General features: G+C 68.2%; 22 protein-coding genes. 5 read left to right on the forward strand and 17 right to left on the reverse strand.

Annotated features, from left to right (window positions below; translation table 11 throughout):
- Positions 1–313: 313 nt before the first annotated feature.
- The 4 genes from AAY78_RS00860 to AAY78_RS00875 all read right to left on the reverse strand — a co-directional run bounded on the left by AAY78_RS00860 (position 314) and on the right by AAY78_RS00875 (position 5374).
- A complete protein-coding gene (locus tag AAY78_RS00860) occupies positions 314–1696 on the reverse strand; it encodes an HNH endonuclease signature motif containing protein (RefSeq protein ID WP_046746491.1) in 1383 nt (460 codons plus the stop codon).
- Between the two features lie 205 nt (positions 1697–1901).
- Positions 1902–2999, reverse strand: coding sequence for a serine hydrolase domain-containing protein (locus AAY78_RS00865; RefSeq protein ID WP_046746492.1), 1098 nt, complete (start codon positions 2997–2999; stop codon positions 1902–1904).
- Positions 3000–3128: 129 nt separating this feature from the next.
- A complete protein-coding gene (locus AAY78_RS00870; RefSeq protein ID WP_046746493.1) occupies positions 3129–4292 on the reverse strand; it encodes an acyl-CoA dehydrogenase family protein in 1164 nt (387 codons plus the stop codon).
- Positions 4293–4444: 152 nt separating this feature from the next.
- The gene (locus AAY78_RS00875) at positions 4445–5374 is read right to left on the reverse strand and encodes a M15 family metallopeptidase (RefSeq protein ID WP_046746494.1); all 930 of its coding nucleotides are present in this window, start codon (positions 5372–5374) and stop codon (positions 4445–4447) included.
- Between the two features lie 74 nt (positions 5375–5448).
- Between AAY78_RS00875 and AAY78_RS00880 the strand changes: the two genes are divergently transcribed.
- Entirely contained in the window at positions 5449–6528 is a 1080-nt protein-coding gene (locus AAY78_RS00880) for an Rv2578c family radical SAM protein (protein ID WP_046746495.1), read from the forward strand.
- Between the two features lie 47 nt (positions 6529–6575).
- Positions 6576–7115, forward strand: coding sequence for a YaeQ family protein (locus AAY78_RS00885; RefSeq protein ID WP_046746496.1), 540 nt, complete (start codon positions 6576–6578; stop codon positions 7113–7115).
- A gap of 72 nt (positions 7116–7187) precedes the next feature.
- Here the strand turns inward: AAY78_RS00885 and AAY78_RS00890 are convergent, their stop codons facing one another.
- Positions 7188–9452 (reverse strand): DEAD/DEAH box helicase, encoded by a 2265-nt coding sequence (locus tag AAY78_RS00890; RefSeq protein ID WP_046746515.1) that lies wholly within the window; start codon positions 9450–9452, stop codon positions 7188–7190.
- Between the two features lie 295 nt (positions 9453–9747).
- Between AAY78_RS00890 and AAY78_RS00895 the strand changes: the two genes are divergently transcribed.
- A complete protein-coding gene (locus AAY78_RS00895; protein ID WP_197077652.1) occupies positions 9748–10644 on the forward strand; it encodes an aldose 1-epimerase family protein in 897 nt (298 codons plus the stop codon).
- 173 nt (positions 10645–10817) lie between these two features.
- Here the strand turns inward: AAY78_RS00895 and AAY78_RS00900 are convergent, their stop codons facing one another.
- The 9 genes from AAY78_RS00900 to AAY78_RS00940 form a co-directional block, all read right to left on the reverse strand.
- Positions 10818–14030: an efflux RND transporter permease subunit gene (locus AAY78_RS00900; protein ID WP_046746497.1), complete on the reverse strand. Its 3213-nt coding sequence runs from the start codon at positions 14028–14030 to the stop codon at positions 10818–10820.
- A 16-nt stretch (positions 14031–14046) separates the two neighbouring features.
- On the reverse strand, positions 14047–14634 hold the full coding sequence (locus AAY78_RS00905) for a TetR/AcrR family transcriptional regulator (RefSeq protein ID WP_046746498.1): 588 nt from the start codon (positions 14632–14634) through the stop codon (positions 14047–14049).
- A gap of 150 nt (positions 14635–14784) precedes the next feature.
- A complete protein-coding gene (locus tag AAY78_RS00910; RefSeq protein ID WP_197077653.1) occupies positions 14785–15966 on the reverse strand; it encodes a Gfo/Idh/MocA family protein in 1182 nt (393 codons plus the stop codon).
- A gap of 42 nt (positions 15967–16008) precedes the next feature.
- On the reverse strand, positions 16009–17064 hold the full coding sequence (locus AAY78_RS00915; RefSeq protein WP_046746500.1) for a LacI family DNA-binding transcriptional regulator: 1056 nt from the start codon (positions 17062–17064) through the stop codon (positions 16009–16011).
- A gap of 3 nt (positions 17065–17067) precedes the next feature.
- A complete protein-coding gene (locus AAY78_RS00920) occupies positions 17068–17955 on the reverse strand; it encodes a carbohydrate ABC transporter permease (protein ID WP_017204308.1) in 888 nt (295 codons plus the stop codon).
- A complete protein-coding gene (locus AAY78_RS00925) occupies positions 17948–18907 on the reverse strand; it encodes a carbohydrate ABC transporter permease (protein ID WP_046746501.1) in 960 nt (319 codons plus the stop codon). The genes AAY78_RS00920 and AAY78_RS00925 overlap by 8 nt, the downstream gene beginning before the upstream one ends.
- A 4-nt stretch (positions 18908–18911) precedes the next feature.
- Positions 18912–20180, reverse strand: coding sequence for an ABC transporter substrate-binding protein (locus tag AAY78_RS00930; RefSeq protein WP_046746502.1), 1269 nt, complete (start codon positions 20178–20180; stop codon positions 18912–18914).
- 106 nt (positions 20181–20286) lie between these two features.
- Complete coding sequence (locus AAY78_RS00935; protein WP_046746503.1) at positions 20287–20646, reverse strand: fluoride efflux transporter FluC; 360 nt, start codon at positions 20644–20646, stop codon at positions 20287–20289.
- Positions 20643–21017: a fluoride efflux transporter FluC gene (locus tag AAY78_RS00940; RefSeq protein ID WP_231589626.1), complete on the reverse strand. Its 375-nt coding sequence runs from the start codon at positions 21015–21017 to the stop codon at positions 20643–20645. The genes AAY78_RS00935 and AAY78_RS00940 overlap by 4 nt, the downstream gene beginning before the upstream one ends.
- A 223-nt stretch (positions 21018–21240) precedes the next feature.
- Here AAY78_RS00940 and AAY78_RS00945 point away from each other — a divergent pair, with 223 nt between their 5' ends.
- Complete coding sequence (locus tag AAY78_RS00945; RefSeq protein WP_046746505.1) at positions 21241–22230, forward strand: hypothetical protein; 990 nt, start codon at positions 21241–21243, stop codon at positions 22228–22230.
- 382 nt (positions 22231–22612) lie between these two features.
- On the forward strand, positions 22613–24139 hold the full coding sequence (locus AAY78_RS00950) for an FAD-dependent oxidoreductase (protein WP_046746506.1): 1527 nt from the start codon (positions 22613–22615) through the stop codon (positions 24137–24139).
- Here AAY78_RS00950 and AAY78_RS00955 read toward each other — a convergent pair.
- From AAY78_RS00955 to AAY78_RS00965, 3 genes are all read right to left on the reverse strand, one after another.
- The gene (locus tag AAY78_RS00955) at positions 24108–24947 is read right to left on the reverse strand and encodes a nitroreductase family protein (RefSeq protein WP_046746507.1); all 840 of its coding nucleotides are present in this window, start codon (positions 24945–24947) and stop codon (positions 24108–24110) included. The two genes, AAY78_RS00950 and AAY78_RS00955, sit on opposite strands and share 32 nt — an antisense overlap.
- 5 nt (positions 24948–24952) lie before the next feature.
- The gene (locus AAY78_RS00960) at positions 24953–25327 is read right to left on the reverse strand and encodes a hypothetical protein (protein WP_046746508.1); all 375 of its coding nucleotides are present in this window, start codon (positions 25325–25327) and stop codon (positions 24953–24955) included.
- A gap of 145 nt (positions 25328–25472) precedes the next feature.
- A complete protein-coding gene (locus tag AAY78_RS00965) occupies positions 25473–26270 on the reverse strand; it encodes a MerR family transcriptional regulator (protein WP_046746518.1) in 798 nt (265 codons plus the stop codon).
- Positions 26271–26412: the final 142 nt, after the last annotated feature.

Below are 26412 nucleotides of genomic sequence, written 5' to 3' on the forward strand. Positions count from 1 at the left end.
AGGAGTGGGCAGGGCAGGAGTAGGCAGCGCAGGAGTAGGCAGCGCCGGAGTAGGCAGCGCCGGAGTGGGCAGGCCAGCTGTCAACGGGCGCCGCTGAGCCTCAAGAGCACAGCCGCCCTCATCACACTCCTCAGGTGGGGTCGACCGGTGCCGTAAGACGGAGCACATCGCACCGTCGGGCGGCGTCCTCACCCGAGACCCCCCACCAGACGACCGTCACCAGAGACCAGCCTCACCAGAGAGCAGCCTCACCAGAGACCAGCCCACCAGAGACCAGCCTCACCAGAGACCAGCCCACCAGAGACCGACATCCTCACGCAGCGACGTCGAGGCGTGCGCGACCGCCGAGCCTCGGGGTCTGCGCAGGATCGACGTATCGCGGCGGAATGAACCACACCCGCGCGCCGCTCCCAGTCCCCCTCCTACTCCCGCCCCCACTCCTACTCATAATCCCGGCATCGTCGATACGGATCTCCCACCCGTTGTCGTGGATGCGGTGGTGACACGTTTCGCACAGCAGTACCCCGTTGGAGAGGTCGGTCGGCCCGTGATCTCGTTTCCACCAGCGGATGTGATGGGCCTTCGTCATCTCGGGCGGCAATCCGCACATCGCGCATCCCCCGTCGCGCTCCACCAGCGCCAGCCGTTGTGCGCGGGTGAACAGCCGCTTCTCGCGACCCCATTCGAGGATCTCGCTGTCGCCGCCGAGAACACACGGGATCACACCGCCACCGGCCGCCATCCTGCGCGCAGCTCCGACGCTGACCGGGTGATCGACACCATCCAGGGTCGCCGACCCCGTGCCGGCTTCCAGATCGTCGAGGTTCATCCGCACGATCACCGTCGCACCCGCTACCGGCACCCGCTGCTCGCACCCGAGCACGTGCGCACAGAACACCGCCAGAGCATCAGCTTGGATCATCGGCACCGTCCGGCGGTCCGCATCGGGCGCACCCTCGTCGGGCGCATCTTTTCGCGCGGCGAACGCAGCGGTCACGTACCCCCGGATCGCGGTGACCACCGGAGCCGCGGTCTCGACGTCGAGCACCGCGTTCAGATGCACCATGCCGTCACGCTCGAACAGCGATAGCGCACGTCTGTTGCGCCGCTCGTCCTCCCTGGGCTCCAGACCGTCCGGGTCGAGCCATGCTTCCGCGCGGACCACGAGCTTACGCACATCGTCGAGCGCCAAACCCGCCGCTTTCTCCGCCAGCACCCGCTCGCCTTCGGCGATACGTTCCGCTCCCGCGGCGATCCGACAGCGATCGAGGAGCGCGATGATCATCGCGGCGGCCGGGGCGCCGAGCGCACCCGAGTCGAGTGCCGTACTCACCGACGGGTACTTTGCCGGCAGAGGGGCGCCAAGGAGGTCGCTGCGGGGTGCAGTCGCTTCGCCCACCTTGACGAGGCGCGAGGCATCGCCCGTCGACACTCCCGTCGCAGCCGCGATCAGCGTCGCCGGATTGCGGTAGCCCTGCTGCTTCGCCAGGCTCTCCGCGCCGAGCTCTGGACGCGACTCACGCGATATGCACGCCGCCACCGAGACATGCACGGCATCCAACCGACGCCGCAGCACCCCGATCGACTCGCTCACCGCCATCAACTGCTCGCGCGACAGGTCTCCGGAGTCGTCGGCATCCGACCACGCCTCATCGAGGCGGGACATCGCCTCGTGCAACGCGGTCAATCTGGACATGCTTCATTTTATCGCGGATTGTGCCGAGATTCGAAGATTTGTTCGATCGCATGCCGGTGAGACCGGTATCCCGAAAGGCACCCTCCCCGGACCGACCCACCAGGCCCACCAGGCCCGCCCGGCCCGCCAGGCCCGCCCGGCCCGCCAGGCCCGCCCGGCTCGCCAGGGCCGCCCGGGCACAGGAGCCGCGGGCCGCCGGAGTGCCTCACTGCACGTCGGTGAACAATCCCATGACCTCCGGCCCCATCTCGACCTGGCTCAAGACGACGCGGAACGAGCCGTCCTGGTCGATCCAGAAGTCCGTCCCCTGCCCACCCGACCAGCCGAACCGGCCGACGTGCTCACCCTCGGTCTGCACCGCGACGCCGAATCCCCACCCCGTGCCCTCCCAGAATCCCGGGAAGAAGCTGTCCGCTGTCTTCGCTGCGGCCGGCACCTGGTCCGAACGCATCAGCGCGAGCAGCTCCGGGTCGAGGACGACACTCCCGCCATGGCGCCCGCCGGCGGCCAGCATCCCCGCGAACACGGCATAGTCGGCGGCCGTCGACACGAGTTCCGAGTGATTGAGATCGAACGGCGCAGGCGCGACGGAGAACCCTGCGGCCGCCGACTCGATCTCGACCAACTGGCCCTCCTGGTGCCGGTATGCCGCGGGCAGCCGATGCGCCTGGTCGACGGGAACCGTGAAACCCGTGTCGACCATTCCCAGCGGTCCGAAGAGGTCACGCCGAAGGTGCTCCTCCAGCGACCCGTCGACCACTCGTGAGAGCAGGATCCCGAGGATGCCGAAGGAGTGGTGGTAGCGCCATCCGGTGCCGGGCTCGAACGCGAGCGGGAGCGCGGTCAGCGCGTCCAGCCACTCCTGTGCGCCCATCGCGACCGGCTTCTGCCCCGCGACCGTCCGATTCCTGATCATCGCCTCGGCGAGCGGCGACGACACGACCTGCACGCCGTAGCCCGAGGTGTTGGTGAGCAGATGACGCAGAGTGATGGGCGTCGTCGCAGGCGCGACGTCGTCGAGGGGAGCATCCGGCACGCGCAGCACCTGACGATCGGCGAGCTCAGGCACCCACTTCTCGACGGGATCGTCGAGAAGGAGGCGCCCCGCCTGCACGAGGCGCAGTGCGGCGACCGCGAGGATCGGTTTGGTCATCGACTGGATGCGCACGATCGCATCCGCCGGCAGGTCTCCGGACGCGACGATCTCGAACGACCCACCGGGTTCACCGTGCACCCCGATGATCCCCGGCGCCGTGCCTCGCGCGACGTGTTCATCCAGGATCCGTGCGAGCGACGTCGTCATGCAGTCGATTCAACCGGGCCGCAGCACCCCTGTCCACGCCTCGACGGCGATAGGGCAACGACGAGAAATAGGGCAACGACGAGAAGAGGCCCCGGATGCGAAATCCGGGGCCTCTTCAGGGGAGGCGCGTCAGCGCTTGCCGGCGATCTGACGCCCGACGAGGTCGCGCATGATCTCGTTCGTGCCGCCGTAGATGCGGTGCACTCGGGCATCGGTGAACGCGCGGGCGATCGGGTACTCCATGATGTAGCCGTAGCCCCCGTGCAGCTGCACTCCCGTGTCGAGCACCTCCCACTCGCGTTCGGTCGCCCAGAACTTCACCTTCGCGGCATCCTCGGCGGACAGCTTCCCCTCCGAGTAGGCCCGGAGCGCGCGGTCGATGTAGGCCCACATCGCATCGGTGGTCGCGGACATGTCGGCGAGGCGGAAGCGGGTGTTCTGGAAGTCGGCGATGCGCTCACCGAACGCCTCGCGGTCCTTCGTGTAGGCGATGGTCCAGTCGAGGGCGGCCTGTGCGGCTGCAGCTGCGGCGACGCCGATCGAGAGGCGCTCGAGTGGCAGGTTCAGCATCAGCTGGATGAAGCCCTGACCCTCTTTGCCGCTGATGAGGTTCTCGTCGGGGACGAACACGTCCGTGAAGCTGAGCTCGGCCGTGTCCCAGCCGTGGAAGCCCATCTTGCTGAGCTTCTTCCCCTGGTCGAACCCCTCCATGCCCTTCTCGACGAGCAGGAGGCTGAACGCGTCCGGACGGTTGCCCTCACCGGTCTTGACGAAGGTCACCACGACGTCGGCGGTCGTGCCGGAGGAGATGAACGTCTTCGCACCGTTGAGGATGTAGCCGCCGTCGACCTTCTTGGCGTTGGTCTTGATCCCGCGCAGGTCGGAGCCCGCGCCGGGGTCGGTCATCGCGAGGGCGCCGAGCACCTCGCCGGTGGCCATGCGGGGCAGCCACTTCTCCTTCTGCTCCTGCGTGCCCATGTGCACGAGGTAGGGGACGGCCAGGTCGTCCTGGATGCCGAACGCACCGGCCAGCGAGCCCGCACCGGAGGCGATGACCTCCTCCATGACGATCGTGCGGAAGCGGTAGTCCTGCAGCATCCCCGCGCCGCCGAACTCCTCGGGGACGGAGAGCCCGATCAGACCTGCTTCGCCGGCCGCCAGCATGGTCGCGCGGTCGATCTCGCCCGCGGCATCCCACCGCTCGATCGCTTCGCCTGTCACGTGGCGCTTGACGAAGTCCTTGACCAGGTCCCGGAAAGCCTCGTGATCCTCGTCGTAGATGTCGCGTTCCATGCCGTCCTCCTGAACGTGTCGTGCATCATTGCTCCGGTGATTCTACGACGCCGCGGAGGCCGGGGACAGGACGTTGTGAGAATGCATCCCATAAAACGTGAGACTGGGTTCCGCGGTTGTCGGATGCCGCAACCACGGCGTTCCCACCCGATTCAGTGCGAGTAATCGGGCGCAGCGGGGAGCCCGAAGAACTCCTCCAGCGTATGGAATCCGCCCTCGTGGTATGCCGCCGCCAGGTCGACCCCGACGTAGCGGAGGTGCCACGGCTCCGGGGCGTATCCGGTGACCGGGGTGCCGACCTGCTCGTAACGCACGATGAATCCGTACTCCCAGGCGTGAGCGGCGACCCAGTCGCTCTGGGCGGTGCCGCCGAAGCCGTCGAGTCCGCCGCAGCCCGCACCGCACGCCACCACATCGAGGGCGAGACCCGTCTGGTGCTCGCTGTGACCGGGGCGAGCCGAGCCGGCATCCGCCTCCGCCTGCCCCTGCGAACGCACGTGCGAGCCGTAGGTCGTCACCTGAAGACCATAGGAGCGGTAGCCGTTGTTCGCCCCGATGCGTCCCACGCCGGCCGCGGCTGCCGCATCCGCCATCCGGCCGACGGCGGCGGCCACATCGGAGCGCACACGTCCGGACGGCGTCGTCATCTGCAGCGGCACCTGAGCGAGGTCCGCCGGCTCGTAAACGGGGGGATTCAGCGGCAGCGACTTGTTCACCACCACCCAGAGGCGTGCGGGGTCGCTGAGCGAGACGCAGGGGGCATTGCCCGCCACCACCGCATCGCGAAAGGCCACCCCTCCCCCGAAGCCCGCGATCGCGCCCGCATCGTCACCGTTCGCGATGGCCTGCTGCACCGACGGCTCGGCACAGGGGTCGGCCGCCGTGGTCGCAGCGACCTTGACCGGCGGGACCTGCATGACCGCGACCGGCACGGGCATGACCTCGGCGTCGGACGACGGCACCGGACCGGACCCGATCGAGCAGAGGATGCCGATCGCCGTCAGGGCGACGCCGATCGGGAGAGCGGGTCCGCGGATCGGGGACCGCGGCGCCGCATGCTGAGCGTGCGGCAGAAAGGGCATTGGTCCATCATCTCATTCGAAGATAGTTATGAGAGCGGCTTGTATCAGGATCGCTCATCTGTTCGAATGGTCGAATGCGGTGGCAAGGACAGAAACTCGGCGAGACGGATGCATCCGCGCTCCCCGGCCTCGAAGACCGATCCAGCGTTCTGCGCTCGGTGACCACGCCCGAGTTCGCGGGCATGACGTTCCACGAGGTGCTGTCGAAGTCGGCACTGAACCATGTCCCCGGCGCCTCGCGCATGCCGTTCGCATGGACTATCAACCCGTACCGCGGATGCTCTCATGCCTGCGTCTACTGCTTCGCCCGCGGCACGCACGAGTACCTCGACCTCGACGGCGGCTCCGATTTCGACTCGCAGATCGTCGTGAAGGTGAATGTCGTCGAGGTGCTCGAACGCGAGCTGCGCAAGGGCAGCTGGGAGCACGAGACCGTCGCCCTCGGGACAAACACCGATCCGTACCAGCGCGCCGAGGGCCGCTACAAGCTCATGCCGGGGATCATCCAGGCCCTCGCCGCATCGGGAACCCCGATCTCCATCCTCACGAAGGGAACGCTGATCCGTCGAGACATCCCGCTGCTCGTGAAGGCCGCGCAGCGTGTGCCGATCGACGTGCAGATGTCGATCGCGATGTACGACGACGACCTGCAGAAGGCCATCGAGCCGGGGGCACCGACGACGCAGGCCCGCCTCGACACCGTGCGAGCACTGGCGGATGCGGGTTTCCCCGTGACCGTCTTCCTCATGCCGATCATGCCCCATATGACCGACTCCCTCGCCGCGATCGACAGCGCCCTCGTGCGCATCAGAGAGGCCGGTGCACGCTCGGTCATCTACGGAGCCCTGCACCTGCGACCCGGCGTGAAGCCGTGGTTCTTCCAGTGGCTCGACGCGAATCGCCCCGACCTCGTCTCGTCGTACCGCGGCCTGTACCCGGGAGCCTCCGTCGAGGCGCCGAAGGGGTACAGACAGTGGCTCGCGAAACGCACTCGTCCGCTCATCCGCATGCATGGACTCGACGGCCGCCACGAGGACGACTACCCCCGGCGAGGCCTTCGACCGGGGCAGGGTCACGTGCAGTCGGGCCCTCGAGTGGCATTCGCACCCAGCGCGCGATCCGAGGCATCACCCGCACAGCCGATGCTCTTCTGAGAGCGCTGGTCCGGCGCTCCTTCGCCGGCCGCGTAGGCTCGGGGATCATGGCGATCGGTTCCACAGTCCACACATTCGAGGTGCAGCTCGCTGACACCGATCGCGGCGTCTACGAGGACTACTCGCTGCGCGCGGCCCGGCATCCGTCCGAGACCGATGCGTACATGCTCACCCGGGTGCTCGCCTACGGGTTGGAGTTCGCCGAGGGCATCGCGTTCGGTGGCAGCATCTCCTCGACCGAGGAACCTGCAGTGCTCGTACGCGACCTCACCGGGCTCATCACGGCCTGGGTCGAGATCGGCGCGCCCGATGCCGAGCGCCTGCACTACGGCAGCCGTCTCGCCGAGCGCACCGTCGTGTACACGCACCGCGACCCCGCCAAGGTGATGGCACCGTGGACGGACAAACGCATCCACCGCCGCGAGGACATCCGCGTCTACAGCTTCGATCCCGGGTTCATCGAGACCGCTTCGGCCCTCATCGAGCGCCGGAACACCATGACCCTCACCGTGACCGAGGGCGTGATCTACCTCGACCTCAACGGCACGAACCTGACTTCCGCCGTGCACGTGCACGAGCTGGCCTGACCCCGCGCCCACACTCCCCGCACGACGAAGGCCCCGCCTGCGAGCGCAGGACGGGGCCTTCGTGAAGGAGACTCAGGCGGTCAGGTCGGCCGCGGTCGGCACGCGACCGGCGATCTCCTCGATCACGTCGTCGTCCAGACGGGCGTTCTCGAACGGGGCGTCGATCTCGGCGCGATCGAGCAGCTCGGTCATGCGGCGCTGACGCTGACGCGTGATCAGCGTGACGACGCGACCCGAGCGACCGGCACGACCGGTGCGACCCGAGCGGTGCAGGTACGTCTTGTACTCGTCGGGCGCATCGGCCTGGACGACCAGGTCGATGTCGTCGACGTGGATGCCGCGGGCGGCGACGTCCGTGGCGACGAGCACGTTAACGCGACCCGAGGTCAGCCGCTCCAGGTTGCGCGTGCGCTTGGCCTGGTTCAGGTCTCCGTGCAGCGAGACGGCGGGGATCCCGGCGTCGTCGAACTGCTCGGCGAGCATGTCGGCGTAGGCGCGGGTGCGGGCGAACACGAGCGTCTTGCCGTCGCGGTCGACGAGCGACGTGAGGATGTCGGCCTTGTCGCGGTGCTCGATCACGAGAACGCGGTGCTCGATCGTCGAGGAGTCCTGGTCCTCACCGGCGACCTCGTACACGGCGGGGTCGACGAGGAACTCGTCGACGAGCGCGGCGACCTCGCGGTCCAGCGTCGCCGAGAACAGCAGCTTCTGGCTGCCTTCCGCGGTGTGACGGAGGATGCGCTGCACGGGCTCGACGAACCCGAGCTCGCACATGTGGTCGGCCTCGTCGAGCACCGCGATGCGGCAGTCGGAGAGGTCGAGCTTGCCCTGGTTGATGAGGTCCTCGATGCGACCGGGGGTGCCGATCACGATGTCGACGCCCTTCTTGAGCGCACCCACCTGACGGCCCTGCGGCACACCACCGTAGATCTGCGTGGTGAACAGGCCGACGCTGCGCGCGATCGGCTGGATGGTGCGGTCGATCTGCAGCGCGAGCTCGCGGGTCGGAGCGAGGATGATCGCGCGCGGCGAACGTCCGAACTCACGGCGCTTGCCGGCCTGCGACTGCAGCACACGCTCGACGAGCGGTGCGCCGAAGGCGATGGTCTTGCCGGAGCCGGTGCGGCCACGGGCGAGCACATCGCGACCGGCGAGCACGGCAGGGATGCTGGCGGCCTGGATCGGGAACGGCGTCGCAGCGCCCATTCCGACGAGTGTCTCGACGATGTTCGAGCCGAGACCCAGATCGCCGAACGTCACACCATCGACCTCGACGGCCGCGACGGACTTCGCTTCGAGGCGCTCGTGGACGACATCGTCACCGGGCGCGAACTTCGCTCCGGTCGAGGCCGGACGGCTGGTGGCATTCCAGTCGTTGCGGCTCGGGCGCTCATTGCGTGCCGGGCGGCCACGGGTGTCCGAGGTCAGCGGACGGGGACGCTCGGTGCGGTAGGCGCCGCCGGTCGACGGACGCTCGCGCCCACCCTCGAAGGAACGCTGGGTGCGGTCGCGGTCGAAAGCACGACGTGCGCGGTCGGCGTCGAAGGAACGCTCGGGGCGCTCGGGGCCACGGTCGTTCGAGCGGGTGCGGTCGAAGCCGCGGTCGTCGCGCCGCGGACGCTCGTCGCGCTCGAACCGGGGACGGTCGTTGCCGCGGTCGTCGAAGCGGGGACGCTCGCCGCCACGGTCGCTGTTGAAGCGGGGACGCTCGCCGCCACGGCGATCGTCCCGAACCGGACGTCCGCCATCGCGGTGGTCGTTGTCGCGGAAGCCCTGACGCTGGGTGCCGGCACCGCGGTCGTCGCGACGCGCACGGTCGTCACGGTCATACCGGGGGCGGTCTCCGCCACGGTCGTCACGGTAGGTGCCGGGGCCGGTCGGACGCTGTCCGCCACGGTCATCGCGACGCGGACGGTCGTCGAAACGGCCGCCGGCGCTGGGGCGGTCGTTGTAGCGAGGGCGCTCGGAGCGCTCGTCGTTGCGGTGGTGCGGAGCCTCTCGGCGCCCGGACTCGGCACGGTTGCGAATCGCGCGGGCCTCATCGCGGCCTGCGCGCTCGGACGCACCCCACCGCTGCTTGGGAGCACCGCCCTCGGCCTCGGCCGGGCGGTAGCCCCGGTGACCGGCGCTGCGGCTGCCGGGACGACGGTCGTATCCGCCTGCGGCGGGAGCGGAGCGGCGGTCACCGGCATCCGCGCGTCCACCGCGCTCATCGCGCGCACCGTCGCGGGCGGCCCCGCCGTTGTGGCGATCGTGGAAGGAGGTCTTCTTGGCGCCGTAGCGCGGCTCGAAGTTGGCTGCGGGACGCCCGCCGCGGGGCTTCTTGTTCTTCGGCATTGCGGTGTTCTTTCTGTGTTCTCGCACGAGAACAGCGCCGCGCACACGCGCGAGCACCCAGCGCGTGGTCGGATGCGACCAGCGGGGTTCCGGACTGTCAGCGGCCGGGGCCATTCATGTGATGGTTGATTTGCGTCGATCGACGCTCACCATCGGCCCCTGGACTCACACTTCACACACATAAAACGTCCGCGCCAACGCGCGGGTGTCCGAAGCCGACCGTTCAAGTGTAGCCGACGCTCCTGAGAGACCGCACAGACCCCCGGTGCCGACCGGGTGCCTCTACGCTGAGGGAGTGATTTCCGTCTCCCCCACCGGCACCCAGATCGCCCTGCAGCTCGGCGACGTCACCGCCCAGATCGCTCAGGTCGGCGCCTCCCTCCGTTCGCTGTGCATCGGGGGCGTCGACCTCGTGCCGCCGTATCCCGAGGACTCTCCGACCCCATCGTGCTCCGGAGTGGTCCTCGCCCCGTGGCCGAACAGGGTGCGTGATGGCCGATGGGACGATGCGGGTACGGTCAGACAGCTCGCCATCACGGAGCCCAAACTCGGCAATGCGAGCCACGGCCTGCTGCGTTTCACCGCCTACGAGGTCGCCCAGACCGAGACGGCAGCGGTACTCCGCGCGACGATCGTGCCCCAGACCGGATACCCGTACCTGATCGAGACCGCCGTCACATACACCCTCACCGCCGACGGCATCGATGTCGCGCACACCCTGACCAACCGTTCGACCGGCCCAGCCCCGGTCGCTCTCGGAACCCACCCCTTCGTCACGATCGGCGACGTCGATCCGCACGACCTCGTCCTGCGGATCCCCGCGGAGACCGCCATCGAAACGGACGAGCGGATGCTGCCGACCGGCACCCGACCGGCCGACGCCACCCTGCGAGAAGGGGCGCGCCTCGGCGATGTCTCCCTCGACACCGGCTTCGCGGACCTGACCCGCGACGCGGACGGAATCGTCCGTCACTCCCTCACCGCACCGGACGGCCGACGGGTCACGCTCTGGCAGGGAGAGGGCTTCGACTACGTGCAGGTGTACACCACGCCCCGCTACCCGGGGCAGGCCCTGGCCGTCGCGATCGAGCCCATGACCGCGCCCGCCGATGCGCTGAACAGCGGCCTCGGCGTCCGGCGCCTCGACCCCGAAGAGACCTGGACCCTGCACTGGGGCATCACCCTGAGCTGACACCCCACACTCTCTCCGCGACAGCCCCACCTAGGTCGTCCTCCACGCCCGCTCCGCGAGCATCCTCCGCGAAAACGGAGACCGAATGACGCCCGGCCGGCGAGTCGGATGGGGACTCGCCGGGCGAGGCACACATGGTCTCCGTTTCGGCCGGACGGAGCCGGGAGCGTGCTCTACTCCCCGCGCTCCCGCAGCTCACGCCGTGTGAGCTGCGGCGCGTGCGGCAGGCCGGACGCGTCGATCAGCACCGGGCCACCGGAGCCCGTCGCGGCGGCAGGCGCGGCGGGGTCGGCCGGGGCGTCCGGAGCGGGCGCCGCACCGGCATCCGAGCCCCCGGCCTTGCGGGCAGCGCGGCGCTCCTTGGCACCCTCGACGAGGTTGTACAGCGTCGGCAGCACGATCAGCGTCAACACGGTCGACGAGATCAGGCCGCCGATCACGACGATCGCGAGGGGCTGCGAGATGAAGCCGCCGTGGCCCGTGATGCCGAGCGCCATCGGAGTCAGAGCCAGGATCGTCGCGAGCGCCGTCATGAGGATCGGCCGCAGACGCTTCTCCCCACCGGCCTTGACCGCCTCGATCGTCGACAGACCCTTCTCCCGGTACTGGTTCACGAGGTCGACGAGCACGATCGCGTTCGTCACCACGATGCCGATGAGCATCAGCACGCCGATCAACGACGCGACGCCGAGCGGCACACCCGTGATGATCTGCAGCAGGATCGCCCCAGTCGCCGCGAACGGCACCGAGATGAGCAGCAGCAGCGGCTGGCGCAGCGACTTGAAGGTCGCGACCATGACCACGTAGACGATCAGGATCGCCGCGAGCATCGCCAGCCCCAGCTGCGAGAACGAGTCGGCCTGCTGGGACGCGACACCGCCCACCTCGGCGGATGCACCGTCGGGCAGGTCGACCGCCGCGAGCGCGGAGTTCACCGACTGCGTGGCCGTGGCGAGGTTGTCGGACGCCGGCGGCACGGTGATCGTCGCAGTACGACGGCCCTGCTCCGTGGTGATCGAGGTGGGTCCGTTCTGCTGCTCGACGGTCGCGATGTCCTGCAGCTGCACGATGCCGGCGGGCGTCGGGATGGTGAGTTGCTTGAGCGCATCGACCGTGGTCGGTGGGTTCGGAGTCACGATGTAGACCGTCAGCGCGGTGTCGTCGATCTCGACGGATCCGGCCTGCTGCGGGCGCATGGTGCCCGAGACGATGGCACCGACCGCGACCTCCGAGAGTCCTCGTTGCGCGGCGGCTTCCCGGTCGACCACGACGGCGATGTACGGCAGCGACGCGGCGAGGTTGTCGCTCACCTGACCGACGCCGTCCCTCCCGTCGAGTTCCTTGACCAGCGCGGTGGTCGCCGTCTGGAGGTCGTCCGAGTTCGAGGCGCTGACCGTGATCTCGATGTCGCTCGATCCGAAGCCGGCCGAGGCCGAGACCGCGACATCCCCGACCTCGTCACCGAGGCCGTCGATCGCATCCTGCACATCCGCGCGGAGCTTCTCCTGATCGGCGTTCGAGTCGGTGAGCACCGAGTACGTGACGCCCGCACCGCCCGAGAAGGCATCGCTGAGCGCCGAACCGCTGGTGCCGATCGAGGCCTGTACGTGCTCGATGCCGTCGATGTCGAGCAGGGCGTCTTCGACCGCCACCGCCGCATCCGACTTGGCCTGCAGACTCGCCGTCGGGCCGAGGTCCTGCGTGATCGTCATGGTGTTCTGGCCGGAGTCGCCGAGGAAGTTGACCTTCATCAGCGGCGCTGCGGCGAGCGTGGCGCCGAGCACGACGACCGCCAGGATCACCGTGACACCGGAGTGCTTGAGCGTCCAGCCCAGGATCGGCCGGTACTGCCGCTGCAGCCACGTCGGCGGAGCGTCGGGGTGCTCTGGGTCGATCGCGTCGCCGTGCTCGTCGAGCAACGGCTTGCCCGGCTTGAGGAACCAGTAGGCGAGCACCGGCACGATCGTCAGGGCGACCAGGAGCGAGGCGACCATCGCGATCGTCACGGTCATCGCGAACGGCCGGAAGAGCTCGCCGACCATGTCGCCGACGAAGACGATCGGCAGGAAGACCGCCACGGTCGTGATGGTGGACGCCGTGATCGCCATCGCGACCTCGCGCACCGCGAGGCGGATCGCATCGCCCTTGTCGGCATCGCCCACGTAGTGACGTTTGATGTTCTCGATCACGACGATGGAGTCGTCGACCACTCGACCGATCGCGATCGTGAGCGCACCGAGGGTGAGCACGTTCAGCGAGTAGCCGAACGCCTGCAGCCCGATGAAGGTGATGAGCACGCTGGTGGGGATCGAGATCGCGGTGACGAGGGTGGAGCGCACCGACATCAGGAAGACGAGGATCACGAGCACCGCGAACACCAGGCCGAGCATTCCCTCGGTGGCGAGCGTCTCGATCGACTGCACGATGAACGGCGCCTGGTCGAAGATCACCGTGAAGGTCGCGTCCGGGAAGGCGTCGCCGATCGTGTCGAGCGCGGCGATCACGCCGTTGGACACCTCCACGGTGTTCGCGGCCGGGAGCTTCGTGATCGAGATCGACAGCGCATCCTTGCCGTCGACACGGGAGATGGAGGTGACGGGATCGGACTCCTGCACGACCGTCGCGACATCGCCGATCGTGACGTCGCTGCCCACCAGCGGAAGGGCGGCGATCTCCTCGACCGAGGTGATCTTCGCGCCCGTCTGCACCGTCAGCGTCTGACCGTTCTCGGTGATGTCGCCACCGGGGAACAGCGTGCCGTTCTGGTCGAGTGCGTCGTTGATCGCCGAGGTGCTCTGGCCGGCAGCAGCGAGCTTCGCCACGTCGGGCGTGATACTGATGCGCTGACCGACCCCGCCCACGATCTCGGCCGCGTTGACGCCGTCGACGTCTTCGAGTTCGGGGATCGCGACGGATTCGAGCTGGGCCTGGGCGTTGTCCGCGTCCTCGAACCCGGTGACGGCCACCTGGATCACGGGGAAGTCGTCGATGGAGACCGACAGCACCTGCGGCGTCACATCCTCCGGCAGCTGGGACGAGATGCGGTTGATCGCCTGCTGGATCTTCTGCTCAGCCGTGGCGAGGTTCGTGCCGTAGGCGAACATCGCCTGCACGATCGACGCGTTCGTGGTGCTCGTCGCCGTCGTCGACTCCAGGCCGGGGACGCCCTGGATCGCCGCTTCCACCGGGGTGGACACGTCGTTCTCGACGACCTCGGGCGATGCGCCGGGGTAGGTCGTCATGACGACGAGCGCCGGCAGCTCGAGCGAGGGGATGAGCTCCTGCTTGAGGTTCGTGAGCGCGAGGCCGCCGAACACCGCCGCGACGATGGTGATCAGCGCGATGAGCGCGCGGTTCTTGAGGCTCAGGATGGCGAGTTTCGACAAGGCGGTTTCCTCGGTGTCAGGGTGTGGCTGTCGCTGCGGAGGGGGTGGAGACGGAATCTCCGAGGATCCGCGCCAGTGCGGACTCGATGAAGGACTGGGCAAGGCGGTCGTCGCGGATCTGCGTGCTCCACATGACGCCGTCGATGAAGATCATCGCCGCTCTGGCACGGTCTTCGCCATAGGTGGGCGTGAGCAGATCGACCAGGCGGTCCGACAGATGACGAGCGAGATCGCGCAGGCGGGGGTCGTGCACGGCGGCGGTGACCACCGCACGGTCGGCCTGCACGGCGTGATGGTCGTCCATGCTCTCGAACACGAGGGCGGCGATGACGTCGGGCGTGTCGCCGCGTTCGGCGATGGTCTGACGCACGCCGTCGAGGCGGGCATCGACCTCTTCCGCGAGGGCGTGGAACGCGGCAGCCCTGAGGTCGTCGAGGGTGTCGAAGTACTGCGTCGTCGCCCCGAGAGGCACCCCGGCACGCGCGGCCACCATACGGTGTGTGACCGCTTCGGCACCCACCTCGACGATGAGCTCGGCGGTCGCGGTCACGATCTCCCGACGGCGCGCCTCAGGGTCACGTCGCCGACGCTCCCCGTGCCTCATCCCGCCCCCTTGGACATCCGTACATGTACGTTTGTACATTTTCCGGATGTGAGGGCGCTGGGAGGGGCGTCGCCCGGGGTTTCGAATCGCGCAAATGGTTCGATCCGAGCTGCCGATGCCCCCCGTTGCGCGATTCGAAGACGGGTGGGTTCAGACCAGCGCGGCCTCGACCTGCCCGCGCTCGAAGTAGGCGACGAGCTCGGGATCCAACGGCGGAACCTCGATCGCCGATCCGTCGCCACGCAGCGACGCGGTGGCGAGGATGCCGGCGGCGACGGCCTCGCGGGCCGCGACGGGCGACGTCTCGGTGAGTCCGCCGTGCCGCACGAACCGCAGGAACTCCGCGACGAGCAGGGCGTCCGCACCGTCGTGCCCGGCGTCTGGCACCTCCGGGACGATGAAGGTCTCGTCGGCCGCCGCCGCTCCGGCATGACGCCGATTCCACAGCTTGACCTCGCTGCCGGCCACGTCGCCGAAGTTCTCGATGCGACCCTCGGTGCCGATCACCGTGTAGTTGCGCCAGTAGTCGGGCGTGAAGTGGCACTGCTGGTATGACGCGAAGATCCCGCCCTCCAGCTGCATGTTCACCATCGAGATGTCCTCGACGTCCACCACCGGGTGCAGTCCCGTCAGCGCGGTCGGCGGCCAGTTGTCCATGCTGAACCAGTCCGGCATCCGCTCCCCTGTGCGGTCACGCCGGTCGGTGATGTCGCCGTACACGCTGAGCGCGCCCATCGCCGAGACACGCTCGCTGTAGGCGCCGGCGAGCCAGTGGATGATGTCGATGTCGTGGGCGCCCTTCTGCAGCAGCAGCCCGGTGGTGCGGCGACGGTCGGCGTGCCAGTCCTTGAAGTAGAAGTCGCCGCCGTGCCCGACGAAGTGGCGCACCCAGACGGCCTTGACCTGACCGATGCGGCCGCTCTGGATCAGTCCGCGCATCAGTGTGATGACGGGCATGTGCCGCATGTTGTGGCCGATGTAGAGCCCGGTGCCGGTACGGCGTGCGGTCTCGAGCATGCGGTCGGCGTCGGCGAGGTCGATCGCGAGGGGTTTCTCGCAGAACACCGGCACGCCGGCTTCGAGCGCGCGGATGCTGAGCGCGGCGTGCGTGTCGTCGGGGGTGAGCACCATGACGGCGTCGACGCCCGAGGAGAGCAGCTCGTCGAGCGAGTCGGTGATGAGCGCGTCCGGCACGAGCAGGCGGGCGTCCTCCCGGGCACGCGGGGAGAGGTCGCACACGGCGGAGATGCGCGAGCCGTGCCCCGGTCGATGCACCTCTTCCTGCAGGGTCGAGCGCGCGCCGAAGCCGATGATGCCGATCTGGAGATCCACGATGGTCCTTCTTGTGTGATGAGTCTGTGCGGGATGCCGAGGTCAACGGGCCCGCGGGGCGGGGGCGTCGAGGTCGGTCGATCCGCCGGGGAAGAGCGTCCATGCGAACTCGTGCAGACGCCCTGGTGCGGGGTCGGTCTCGAGAGCGCGGTCGACGATGATGCGCGCCTGCCGCTCGTAGAAGTCGGTCGGACCGACGGTCGTGAGGGTCGGCGCGATCAGGCGGGCGTCCGGGGTGTTGCCGACCCCCACCACCGCGACATCGTGCGGCACGCGGAGGCCGAGCATGTGCGCGGCATTGATCGTGGCGATCGCTGCGAAGTCGGTCGTGGCGTACACGGCATGCGGCCGGTTCTCGCCGGACAGCAGCTTGACCGCAGCGGTGAAGGCGCTCGCCTGGGTGTCGGCGTAGGTCACCGTCCACGCAGGATCGGGAACGATGCCGGCGGCAGCGAGCTTCTCGACATACGGCGTGTAGCGGGTGATCTGCTCGTCGGCGAGGCGCACCGCCCCCTCCGCGGCGATGCACCCGATCGCGGTGTGCGTCTCCAGCAGATGATCCATCGCGATCTCGCAACCGGGGATCGCGTCGGAGCGGATGACGTCGAAGCCGTCCGGGTCCAGATGCTCGGAGAACACCACGAGGCGCTGTCCGCGGCGCACGAGGTCGGCGAGGTTCTTCCGCGCCGCATCGTCGAGACCCACGCCGTCGAGGTAGGCTACGTCGCTCTCGACCCGGTCGAGGGCCGCGTGCCAGTCGCCGTCGGCGAGGATCAGCGTGGTGAGCCCGTGCCTGTTCGCTTCGGCGTTCACGGCATCGGCCACCGCCAGGGACCACGGGTCGCTCAGCATGTGCAGCGAGAGCTGCACCATGCCGCTGCGTCCGGTTCGGATCGCCCGGGCCGCGCTGTTCGGTCGGTAGTTCAGCTCGTCGGCGGCCGCCAGCACCCGCGCCGCCGTGGCTTCGGCGACACCGGCCCCGTTCGTCCCCGACCGACCGGAGAACACGTAAGACACCGTCGCCGTCGACACTCCCGCCCGTTCGGCGACCATCCGCAGCGTCGGCCTTCGGGGCGCCTGGTGCTCGCTCTTCGCCATGTCTCAGCCCTTCGATCCGCTGAACGCGATGCCCTGGATGAACTGTCGCTGCAGCACCATGAAGGTCACCAGCATCGGCAGCGTCGCCAGCAGCGCGCCCGCCATCAGCACCGGATAGTCCGTGCCGTGGATGCCGACCAGCTGCGACAGGCCCACCGACAGCGGCATCTTGGCGGGATCGGTCGTCACGATCAACGGCCAGAGCAGATCGTTCCAGGACCACAGCACAGTGAACACCACAAGTGCGATGATGCCAGGCTTCGCGAGCGGAACCATGATGCGCCAGAAGGTCTGCCACGGATTCGCGCCGTCGATGCGTGCGGCTTCCTCGAGCTCGGCGGGCATCGACATGAAGAACTGTCGCATCAGGAAGGTCCCGAAGGCGCTGAAGATGCCGGGCACGATGAGCGCCTGCAGCGTGTTGAGCCAGCCGAGCGACTGGATGATCTCGTACTGCGGCAGCAGGTACAGCTGTGACGGCACCATCAGCACCGAGAGGAACACCACGAACAGGGCGTTGCGGCCGGGGAACGGGATGCGCGCGAACGCATAGCCCGCCATGGTGCAGAGCACCACCTGACCCACCGTGCGCCCGACCGTGAGCCAGACGGAGTTCAGGAACATCTGCGCGAACGGCATCGAGTCGAACACCTCGGCGAAGTTGGTGAACACCCACTCGCGCGGCAGGAACGACGGCGGCACCTGCACCGAGTCGGACAGCGTCTTGAACGAGGTGAGCAGCTGCCAGACGAACGGGAAGACCATCAGCACTGCGCCGACGAGGAGCACGAGGTGCACGATCCAGAGACCGCGGTTCTTGGGCTTCCCCGCCCCGGAGCGCGCGGGCTTCGCACCCACGATGGCGCGTGTGTCGAGGGAAACATCACTCATAGTGCACCCACTTCTTCTGCAGACGGAACTGCACGATCGTGAGGATCAGGATGATCACCAGCAGCAGGAAGGCCACGGCGGCCGCATAGCCGCGGTCGTTGTCGAGGAACCCCGCTTCGTAGAAGAGGTAGACGACGGTGCGGGTGTTCGGCATCGCGGGATTGCTGCGTCCGAGCATCATGTAGATCAGGTCGAACACCTGCAGCGCCCCGATCACGCTGATGACGCTGACGAAGAAGATCGACGGCGACAGCAGTGGGATCGTGATGGAGAAGAACTTGCGCACGGGACCGGCGCCATCCAGGTCGGCCGCCTCCATGATCGTGTCGGGGATGCCCTGGAGCCCGGCGAGGAAGATGACGATGTTCGTGCCGAGTCCCGCCCAGATGCCGACGACGGCGATCGCGATCAGGGCTGTGTTCGGATCGGTGAGCCAGCTGCGCCCCTCGATGCCGACGGCGGCGAGCGCGGCGTTCAGCACGCCGTAATCGCCGTTGTAGATCATTCGCCAGACCAGCGCGATCGCCGCGGGCATGGTGACCACGGGGATGAAGTACAGCGTGCGATAGGCGCTGCGGCCCTTGAGCCCCGTGGTGTTCAGCAGGGCGGCGATGCCCACGGCGAGCGGGATGCCGATGAGCGCGATGACCGTGTAGATCGCGGTGTTGCGCAGGGCTCCGATCAGCTCGGGGTCCTGGAACAGGCGCGTGTAGTTGTCGAGGCCCACCCACTCGGCCCCTCCGAACGGGCCGGACTTCGTGAACGAGATGATGAGCGTGCGGACGGTCGGCCAGAGGTAGAAGACGGCGATGCCCAGGGCGGTGGGGCCGAGGAAGACCAGCGCCCACCAGGGCGAGGCCCCCGGACTCCGCCGGCGGCGACGGATGCCGGGGCTCTGCGGCTCCGGCATCCGTTCCGCCGTCTCGACCGCGCGTGGCGCGATGACGGTCATGCGATCACTCCTGCTCGGCGTCCAGTGCCGCCTGCATCTGCTCGGCGAGGTCCTGGAGACCCTCCTCCGGGGCGACCGCCCCCGACCAGACCTGCGAGAGCACCTCGCTCTCGATGCTCGTCCAGGCCGACGTGTTCTTCGACGCCGGGTAGGGGACGGCGTCGTCGAGCGCGTCGATGTAGACCTGCAGGTCGTACTGCGGCAACGCATCGACCCACGCCTGCTGGGTGCCGTCGAAGGCGGGGATCACGGTGCCGGTCTCGGCCTGGATCTTCGCCGCCTGCTCGCCGGAGGCGAACTCGGCGAACTGCTTGGCCTCGGCGAGGTGCGCGCTCTTGGCATTGGCGACGTTGCCGACGCCGTGGATCACGCTCTGGTTGCCCTCTGCTCCGGCGGGAAGCGGGGCCACGTCGACGCTGCCGCCGATGTCGGCGTTGTCCGCGTAGGCGATGGCCGCCCACGATCCGTTCTGGAACATGGCGACCTTGCCGGAGAGGAAGAAGTCCTCGGGGTTGGTGTCGGTCATCTGCTGCGCCGTGGGCGACGATCCTGCGGCGATCAGGTCGGTCCACAGCTCGATACCGGCGAGTGCCTCGGGCGATCCGTAGCCGCTCTTCGTGCCGTCGGCGGAGATCACCTCACCACCGGCCTGTGCGATCGAGTTGTAGAAGTTCTCCTGCCCGTACTGGCTTGCCGCGACTCCGAACTGCCCCGTGGCAGGGTCGGTGAGCTTCGCGGCCGCGGCGGAGAAGTCGTCCCACGTCCAGCCCGCCGAGGGGTACTCCACTCCCGCGGCGTCGAAGAGGGCCTTGTTGTACCAGAGGGCGACGGTGTCGAAGTCCTTCGGGGCTCCGTAGAGCTTTCCGTCGTAGGTGTACAGGTCGATCAGGCCCTGCGGGTAGTCGGCGTCGTCGATCCCGCCGTCGTCGAGCGGGGCGAGCTGCCCGTTGGAGGCGTACAGCTGGAAGTTCGGACCGTTCATCCAGAAGACGTCGGCCGCCGAGCCACCGGTCGCGGCGGTCTGCAGCTTGGTGAAGTACTCCTTGTAGGGGGTGACCTGGATGTCGATCGTGACGTTCGGGTTCTCCTTCGTGAACGCCGCGGCGATGTCTTCCATCGCCGGCTTCTGGTTCTCGTCCCAGATGGCGTAGCTGAGGGTGACGTCGCCGTCGGAGCTGCCGCCGCTCGTCGAAGAGGAGCAGGCGCTGAGGGCGAGCACGGCGGCCGCTGAGGCGGCGAGTGCGCCGAGAGCACGGCGGGTCGTACGGGGCATCGGTGTCTCCTTCGACAGGTGCACGGGTCTGGGTGTTGTTAATCGTTTAGCGTTAATCGATTAACAAGGAGAGTAACCCGACCAAGCCGCGCCCCGCAACCCCCGATTACAGGACGGAACCGAGTGCGAGGCCGAGGCCCGCCGCGAGCAGACCGAGCAGCAGCATCCCGATCGCGTTGAACGCCGACGCCGGGCGTTCACCGTCGCGCCAGAGCGCCACCGTGTCGAGCATCGCCGTGCTGAAGGTCGTGTAGCCGCCGAGCAGTCCTGCCCCGAGGATGAAAGCGGCATCCGGCAGCGCGGTGGTGACGAGTCCGAGCGCGAACGAGCCCGTGAGGTTGACGAGCAGGATCCCCCAGGGGAAGCGGCGTCCGGCGAAGCGAGCCACCCCGAGGTCGACGAGGTACCGCAGCACGGCACCGACCCCTCCGGCGAGCGCGGCGCCGATGAACAGCAGCGCACTCACGTTGCCCCGCCCTTCCCGGGCCGGCCGAGGCGCAGCCCCAGCGCCGCCGCCCCGAGCCCGAGCACGAGGCTCCCGGCGAGATAGGCGGTGGCCAGCAGCGGAGCACCTGCCCACAATTCGAGCGCGCCAGTCATGAACGCGCTGTAGGTGGTGAAGCCGCCGAGCACACCAGTGCCGAGCATGAGCCGCAGCTCCGCCGTGGCGGGAAGACGCGCGGCCAGCACCCCGATCAGGAGGGCGCCGACGATGTTCGCGATGAGCACTGCGAACGGGAATCCCCCGCCCTGTGGGAGCACGAGCCCCAGGCCGAGCCGGGCTGCCGTGCCGATCGTGCCGCCGACGGCGACGAGGAGGATACGGCGGAGGTTCACGTCCGCCACTGTAGTCGCGGCTTCAAAGCGCGGCCGTCGTCGACAGAGCCGTTGGCGCTCGGTCTCCGCTTTCCAAATTACGACATTTCCCTGATCCAGGATTTCTCCAGAATCGCGTTTCCAGGGTTTCGCGCATATATACCCACAATCAAGGAGCGGTCGACTGCCGCTATCTTTGAACAGCACGCTTGAAGAGCCGATACATACATAAACTGGAGGGGCAATGGCGTCCAGCAACCCACGAACGGTACTCCACGAACTGAGTCGGTACTTCGAGCATCGAGTGGACTTGGTTCTCGATGAGTCTGAACAGGGAATCGACGAGATCACAATCCGGCCGCTACTCCGAGCTTGGGCTCAACTGCTCTCCTGGGCCGAGAAGGCCGACCTCACGCAGAATGAGGCCCGCACAATCGCGGACGCCGCGAGCGAAGCAAAGTCCGGGGTCGACATTTTCGGGCGCACGGTCGGCCACGCGCAGGCCAGGGCACTTTCAAGTGTTCGTGGCCATCTCGACGCATTCCCTCCGATCTTTAAAGACCTCCTCCGTCAAGGAGCATCCGAAGAGCTGATCGGATCGCTGGATGATCTCATCAACGAAGCGTCGAAGGAGGCAGAGCGATCTATCGCCGTGATGACCTACGTGACGCAGCGCACCTCCCAGCTCGACCAGGCCGTGAAGGAAGCTTCCGACGCGGCAATAGCGGCAAACAAGTCCCTCGCGCTGGCGGAGAAGGCAGCTACGAAAACAGCAACGGGGGCGCTTGAGACTTCCTTCAAGTCAACAGCCGACCGAAGCAGGGTTACTGCGTGGTGGTTTCGCGCGGGCACAATACTAACGCTCGGCGTGACTGTCGTTTTCGGACTGATCTACGCGGCAGGCAGCACCACAGAGTCGGTGGATAACTGGCATGAGGTGATCTACCGCATCGCGATCCTCTCAGCCCTCGCCGGTATCGCTGCCTATCTTGGACGACAGGCGAGCAACTACCATCGCATCGCCACCTGGGCCCAAGCGATTGAGATCCAGCTCAAAGCGTTTCGAGGTTTCATCAACGAAATCGAGGATGAGGAATCGCGTCAGGCGATGTTCGTTCTATTCGCGAAGCGAGTGCTGGAAGCGCCGCCCGACGGCAAGGCCTCCAACGACGAGGTGACGAACTTGATTCAGCCAATCATTGATCAGGCAGTCAAGCTGCGACCGACCTCCTAGGTCATCCGGTGAGCGCGTCCGATGAGCGCGTCCGCGACCTCCCGAAGCTCTGCCAGGTCGATGCGACCCCCTGGCTCTCCGTTCGGTGCAGTTTCCGAGGGGGCGCTGCCCAGCCGATCAGCCCGTCGATGGTTTCCAGCGATGGCAGATGCGCGGGCACGCCGAGAAACGAACAACTCGTTCCTCTGCGCCCTTCCTATCGCTGCTGATTCGCGTGTAGATCGCAGCGGGCGTCGCTGCGCCCGGAGAGCGAGTCTCCGTCATTTGGGCGATATGTCAATTTGTGGTCTTGCATCGGCGACGCGACAGTCGCCGGCTGGCAGTGCGTCGCTCGGATGTCAAGGCAGTGGAATCCTGATGGCGAACGGCGTTGACTGACGACATGAACCCCCTGTGGAAGCACGACCGGGCCCTGCCCGGCGGATCGCCGTTCGAACCGGGCGCCCACCACGACGTCGTCATCGTCGGCGCCGGCATCACGGGCCTCTCGACCGCGGTGATGCTCACGCGGGCGGGGCTGGACGTGGCAGTGATCGATGCGGGCGGTATCGCCGAGCTGGCCACGGGCGCGAACACGGGCAAGCTGTCGCTCCTGCAGGGAAGCCAGCTCGCCGCGATCCGCAGACATCACCCGGCCGCGCTCGTGAGGGCGTACGTCGACGCCAACCGCTCGGGGATGGAATGGCTGCTCGCATTCGCCGAGCTCGCGGGGGTTCCCTTCACCCGTCACACCGACCACTCCTATGCCCAGGGACCCGAGGGAATCGCATCCGTGAACGATCAGCACGCCGCCGCGCGCGAGGCCGGACTGCCCGCGAGGATGCTGTCGCCCACCGCGCCTCCGTCGACGCCGTTCCCGGTGGCGGCGGCCGTCGTCCTCGACGACCAGGTCGCGATCGACCCGGTCGCCGTCGCCGTCGCACTGGCCGACGAGCTGATCACTGCGGGAGGCACGCTGCACACCGGAGTCAGGGCGACGGAGACCCATGCCCTCGCCGGCCGCGTCGACACCGCGCAGGGGCCGCTCTTCGCCGACCACGTCGTGCTCGCGACGGGCACGCCGATCACCGACCGCGGCCTGTACTTCGCCAAGACTCGGGGGCTGCGGTCGTACTGCGTGTCCTTCCGGGTGCTGGGTGGCCTCCCCGAAGGCACGTTCCTCTCCGTCGACGGGCCGACGCGCTCCATCCGCCCGGTGACCGCGGCGGACGGCCCCGGCGGCGATGCACGGCTCGTCGTCGGCGGCAACGGCCACCCGGTCGGCCGATCGGACAGCGAGGCGGCAGCGGTGGAAGACCTGGTCGCCTGGACGCAGCTGCACTTCCCCGGCGCCGAGGAGACGCATCGCTGGTCGGCGCAGGACTACGAATCGCACGATCTCATCCCGTTCGTCGGCGCGATGCCCAGGGGCCTCGGTCGCATCCGATTCGCGACGGGCTACGGCAAATGGGGACTGTCGAACGCGCCGGCAGCCGCGCAGCGCCTCACCTCCGAGATCCTCGGCACCCCCCGACGCGACCGTCCGACCTGGATCACCACGATCGGCACACGCCTGACCGTCCCCGCCGACATCGCGCGCGGGGCGGTGGAGGGCGGCAGGGTCGCGACGGCGATGGCTTCGGGCTGGGTGGACGCGGAGACCCGCCGCACGCCGGTCCCGCAGCCTCCCGAAGGAGAGGGCGTCGTGGCGAATCGCGCAGGGCGCCCGGTCGCGATCTCCACCGTCGACGGCGTGACCCGTGCCGTGAGCGCGGTGTGCACGCACCTGGGCGGGGTGCTCGCCTGGAACGACGCGGAGTGCTCGTGGGACTGCCCGTTGCACGCGTCGCGCTTCGCCCCGGACGGCACCCGCCTCGAAGGCCCGGCGCTGCGGGACCTCACTCCCCTGACGCCGGCGGACCCGGACTGATGTCGCTCGGGGGCGGGCCCGCATCCCACCCCTGCTGCGGCGTCTCGCCGTTCTCGCGGAACACGTACTGCGACACGAGTTTGCGCTGGCTGCTCGACCAGTCGATCGCAGGACGACGCTGCTCCGGCGGCAGGTAGCCCAGCCGGTAGACGGCCATGAGCTCGAGGTCGTCGGGCACGCGCAGCAGCTCGACGATCTCGTCCCACCGCCCCGGCACCTCCATCGGGAACGAGATGAACTGGATGCCCATGCCGAGCTCGACTGTCGTGAGCCACACGTTCTCCATCGCCGCGCCCATGCTGAACACCGAGTAGAACGACGACAGCTGTCCCGGTCGGTACTCGCTGCGATCGAGCATGACGCCCAGCAGCAGTGGTGATCCCGCGACGAGCTTCCGGTTCTCGGCTCCGAGGGTCTTCGGCACTCCGAACGTGTTCATCAGCGTCTGGCCGCGCTTGGTGAACACCTGGCTCGTGAACGGTCGGAGCGCTGCGGGCAGCTTGTCGAACAGCATGCCGCTGCGCTTCTCCTCCATCTCGGCCTGACTGAAGCGGAAGTACGGCTTGTAGCGCTCGAAGAAGGTGCCGTTCGACATCGCCTCGGTCATGCTCTCGCCGGAGATGCGGGCGATCTGCTCGATCGTGTCCCGGCTCTCGATCACGACGAACCGCCAGGGCTGACTGTTCAGCTGCGACGGCGCACGCCCCGCCGCCTCGAGAAGGATGCGCTGATGCTCTTCGGAGACAGGGTCGGGCAGGAACGCGCCGTTCGTGGTCTTACGGCGGCGGATGGCGTCGAGCAGCTCCATGCGTTTCACTTCCGGTCGGCGGTGGACCGCGAGAGCAGCAGGCCCGCGATGATGAAGGGTGCGGCCGTGAGGGCGACCACCGGGTGCCGTCGACCGTGCGTGCCGAGATACGGGATCGCCGCAAGCGGCGCGGCGACGGGGAGCAACGCGAGTGCGGCGCGACGACTCTGTCCGCGCGGGCGGCCCCACAGTGCTGCGCTCAGCGCCAGACCGGTCGTGAGGCACGTGGCGATGTACAGCAGGTGGTGCAGCCACCGGAAGTTCCGTGTGTCGACGACCCGCGCCGCGACGGCCGTGCCGAGAGCGCAGTTCGCTCCGTACGCCGTTGCCGCGGCGACGAACAGCGGCGCCGCATTCGTGCGCCGGGGTCCGTGAGCCATGCCCCGACCCTACGCCCGGGGCTGCTCTGCGATCGCCCCCTTGCGCCCCGCGCGCCCGTTCGGTACGGGCCCGACGCACTTCCGGTCGCGATATGACAGCCGAAACCGTGGCTGAGGCTGGCATATCGCGACCGGAGGGGGCGACTCAGAGGTTGCCGTCCGCGTAGATGCGAAGGGCGTCGCGGACGAACTCCGCGCCGTGCGTGCCGCCGGACGACGTCGCATAGTTCGCGCCGAAGCGCGGATCCGCGACGTACATCTCGCCGAGGCCGATCACGTACGCCTTGACGTCTCCTCCGGGCGCGGCCGCAGGAGTGCCGGGGATGCCCGTGAGCCACTCCACGTGGCGTCGCGCGATCTCCTGGGCTTCGCGGGAAGACGGATCGATGCCGCTCTCCGCCGCCGCGATCCAGTCGCGTCCGAGGTCGGACACGCGCTTCTGCCACTCGCCGCGTTCGGAGTCGGTCATACCGCGCCACCAGCTGTCGCTGTCGGCGTATGCCTTCTTCCCCCAGCGTTCCTCGACCTCGTCCTTGTACTTCGTATGGTCGAAACCGTCGAACATGTTCTCTGCCATGAGGTTCTCACCTCCTCTCAATGCCGTGATGGTGGATTCGACCGACGCGATCTGTCGCGCCAGCCTGGTCTGTTCGTCGCGCAGCAGCGCGAGATGGGTCTCGAGCGCCGAGGCCTCGACCGCCCCGGCGTCCGCGCTGGATGCCGATCCCAGCACCTCCGCGATCTGCGGCAGCCCGAGTCCGAGCTCCCGCAGCAGCAGGATGCGCTGTAGACGCACGAGGGCGTTCCTGTCGTAGTGCCGATAGCCGTTGGACGCGATGCGCGACGGCGGCAGCAGCCCGACCTCGTCGTAGTGCCGGAGCGTGCGACTCGTCGTACCCGCCAGCCGCGCGATCTCCTGGATAGACCAGTCGTCCTTCTCCATCGCCCCTCCGTTCTCCATCGCCCCTCCGTTCTCCATCACCCCTCCGTTCCTCGCTCAACACCCTCGACTCTGCCCAACACCTCGACTCTAGAAGTTGACGCAGCGTCAAGGTCAACCACGCTCCGGTCGCGATATTTCAGCT

It is taken from the genome of Microbacterium sp. Ag1, assembly GCF_001005635.1.
In the GTDB taxonomy this organism is placed as follows: Bacteria; Actinomycetota; Actinomycetes; order Actinomycetales; family Microbacteriaceae; genus Microbacterium; species Microbacterium oxydans.

Coding starts and splice junctions, on each gene's coding strand:
- AAY78_RS00860 (WP_046746491.1), bottom strand. CDS start 1,696: ATGTCCAGATTGACCGCGTTGCACGAGGCGATGTCCCGCCTCGATGAG.
- AAY78_RS00865 (WP_046746492.1), bottom strand. CDS start 2,999: ATGACGACGTCGCTCGCACGGATCCTGGATGAACACGTCGCGCGAGGC.
- AAY78_RS00870 (WP_046746493.1), bottom strand. CDS start 4,292: ATGGAACGCGACATCTACGACGAGGATCACGAGGCTTTCCGGGACCTG.
- AAY78_RS00875 (WP_046746494.1), bottom strand. CDS start 5,374: ATGCCCTTTCTGCCGCACGCTCAGCATGCGGCGCCGCGGTCCCCGATC.
- AAY78_RS00880 (WP_046746495.1), top strand. CDS start 5,449: ATGCGGTGGCAAGGACAGAAACTCGGCGAGACGGATGCATCCGCGCTC.
- AAY78_RS00885 (WP_046746496.1), top strand. CDS start 6,576: ATGGCGATCGGTTCCACAGTCCACACATTCGAGGTGCAGCTCGCTGAC.
- AAY78_RS00890 (WP_046746515.1), bottom strand. CDS start 9,452: ATGCCGAAGAACAAGAAGCCCCGCGGCGGGCGTCCCGCAGCCAACTTC.
- AAY78_RS00905 (WP_046746498.1), bottom strand. CDS start 14,634: ATGAGGCACGGGGAGCGTCGGCGACGTGACCCTGAGGCGCGCCGTCGG.
- AAY78_RS00915 (WP_046746500.1), bottom strand. CDS start 17,064: ATGGCGAAGAGCGAGCACCAGGCGCCCCGAAGGCCGACGCTGCGGATG.
- AAY78_RS00920 (WP_017204308.1), bottom strand. CDS start 17,955: ATGAGTGATGTTTCCCTCGACACACGCGCCATCGTGGGTGCGAAGCCC.
- AAY78_RS00925 (WP_046746501.1), bottom strand. CDS start 18,907: ATGACCGTCATCGCGCCACGCGCGGTCGAGACGGCGGAACGGATGCCG.
- AAY78_RS00930 (WP_046746502.1), bottom strand. CDS start 20,180: ATGCCCCGTACGACCCGCCGTGCTCTCGGCGCACTCGCCGCCTCAGCG.
- AAY78_RS00945 (WP_046746505.1), top strand. CDS start 21,241: ATGGCGTCCAGCAACCCACGAACGGTACTCCACGAACTGAGTCGGTAC.
- AAY78_RS00950 (WP_046746506.1), top strand. CDS start 22,613: ATGAACCCCCTGTGGAAGCACGACCGGGCCCTGCCCGGCGGATCGCCG.
- AAY78_RS00955 (WP_046746507.1), bottom strand. CDS start 24,947: ATGGAGCTGCTCGACGCCATCCGCCGCCGTAAGACCACGAACGGCGCG.
- AAY78_RS00960 (WP_046746508.1), bottom strand. CDS start 25,327: ATGGCTCACGGACCCCGGCGCACGAATGCGGCGCCGCTGTTCGTCGCC.
- AAY78_RS00965 (WP_046746518.1), bottom strand. CDS start 26,270: ATGGAGAAGGACGACTGGTCTATCCAGGAGATCGCGCGGCTGGCGGGT.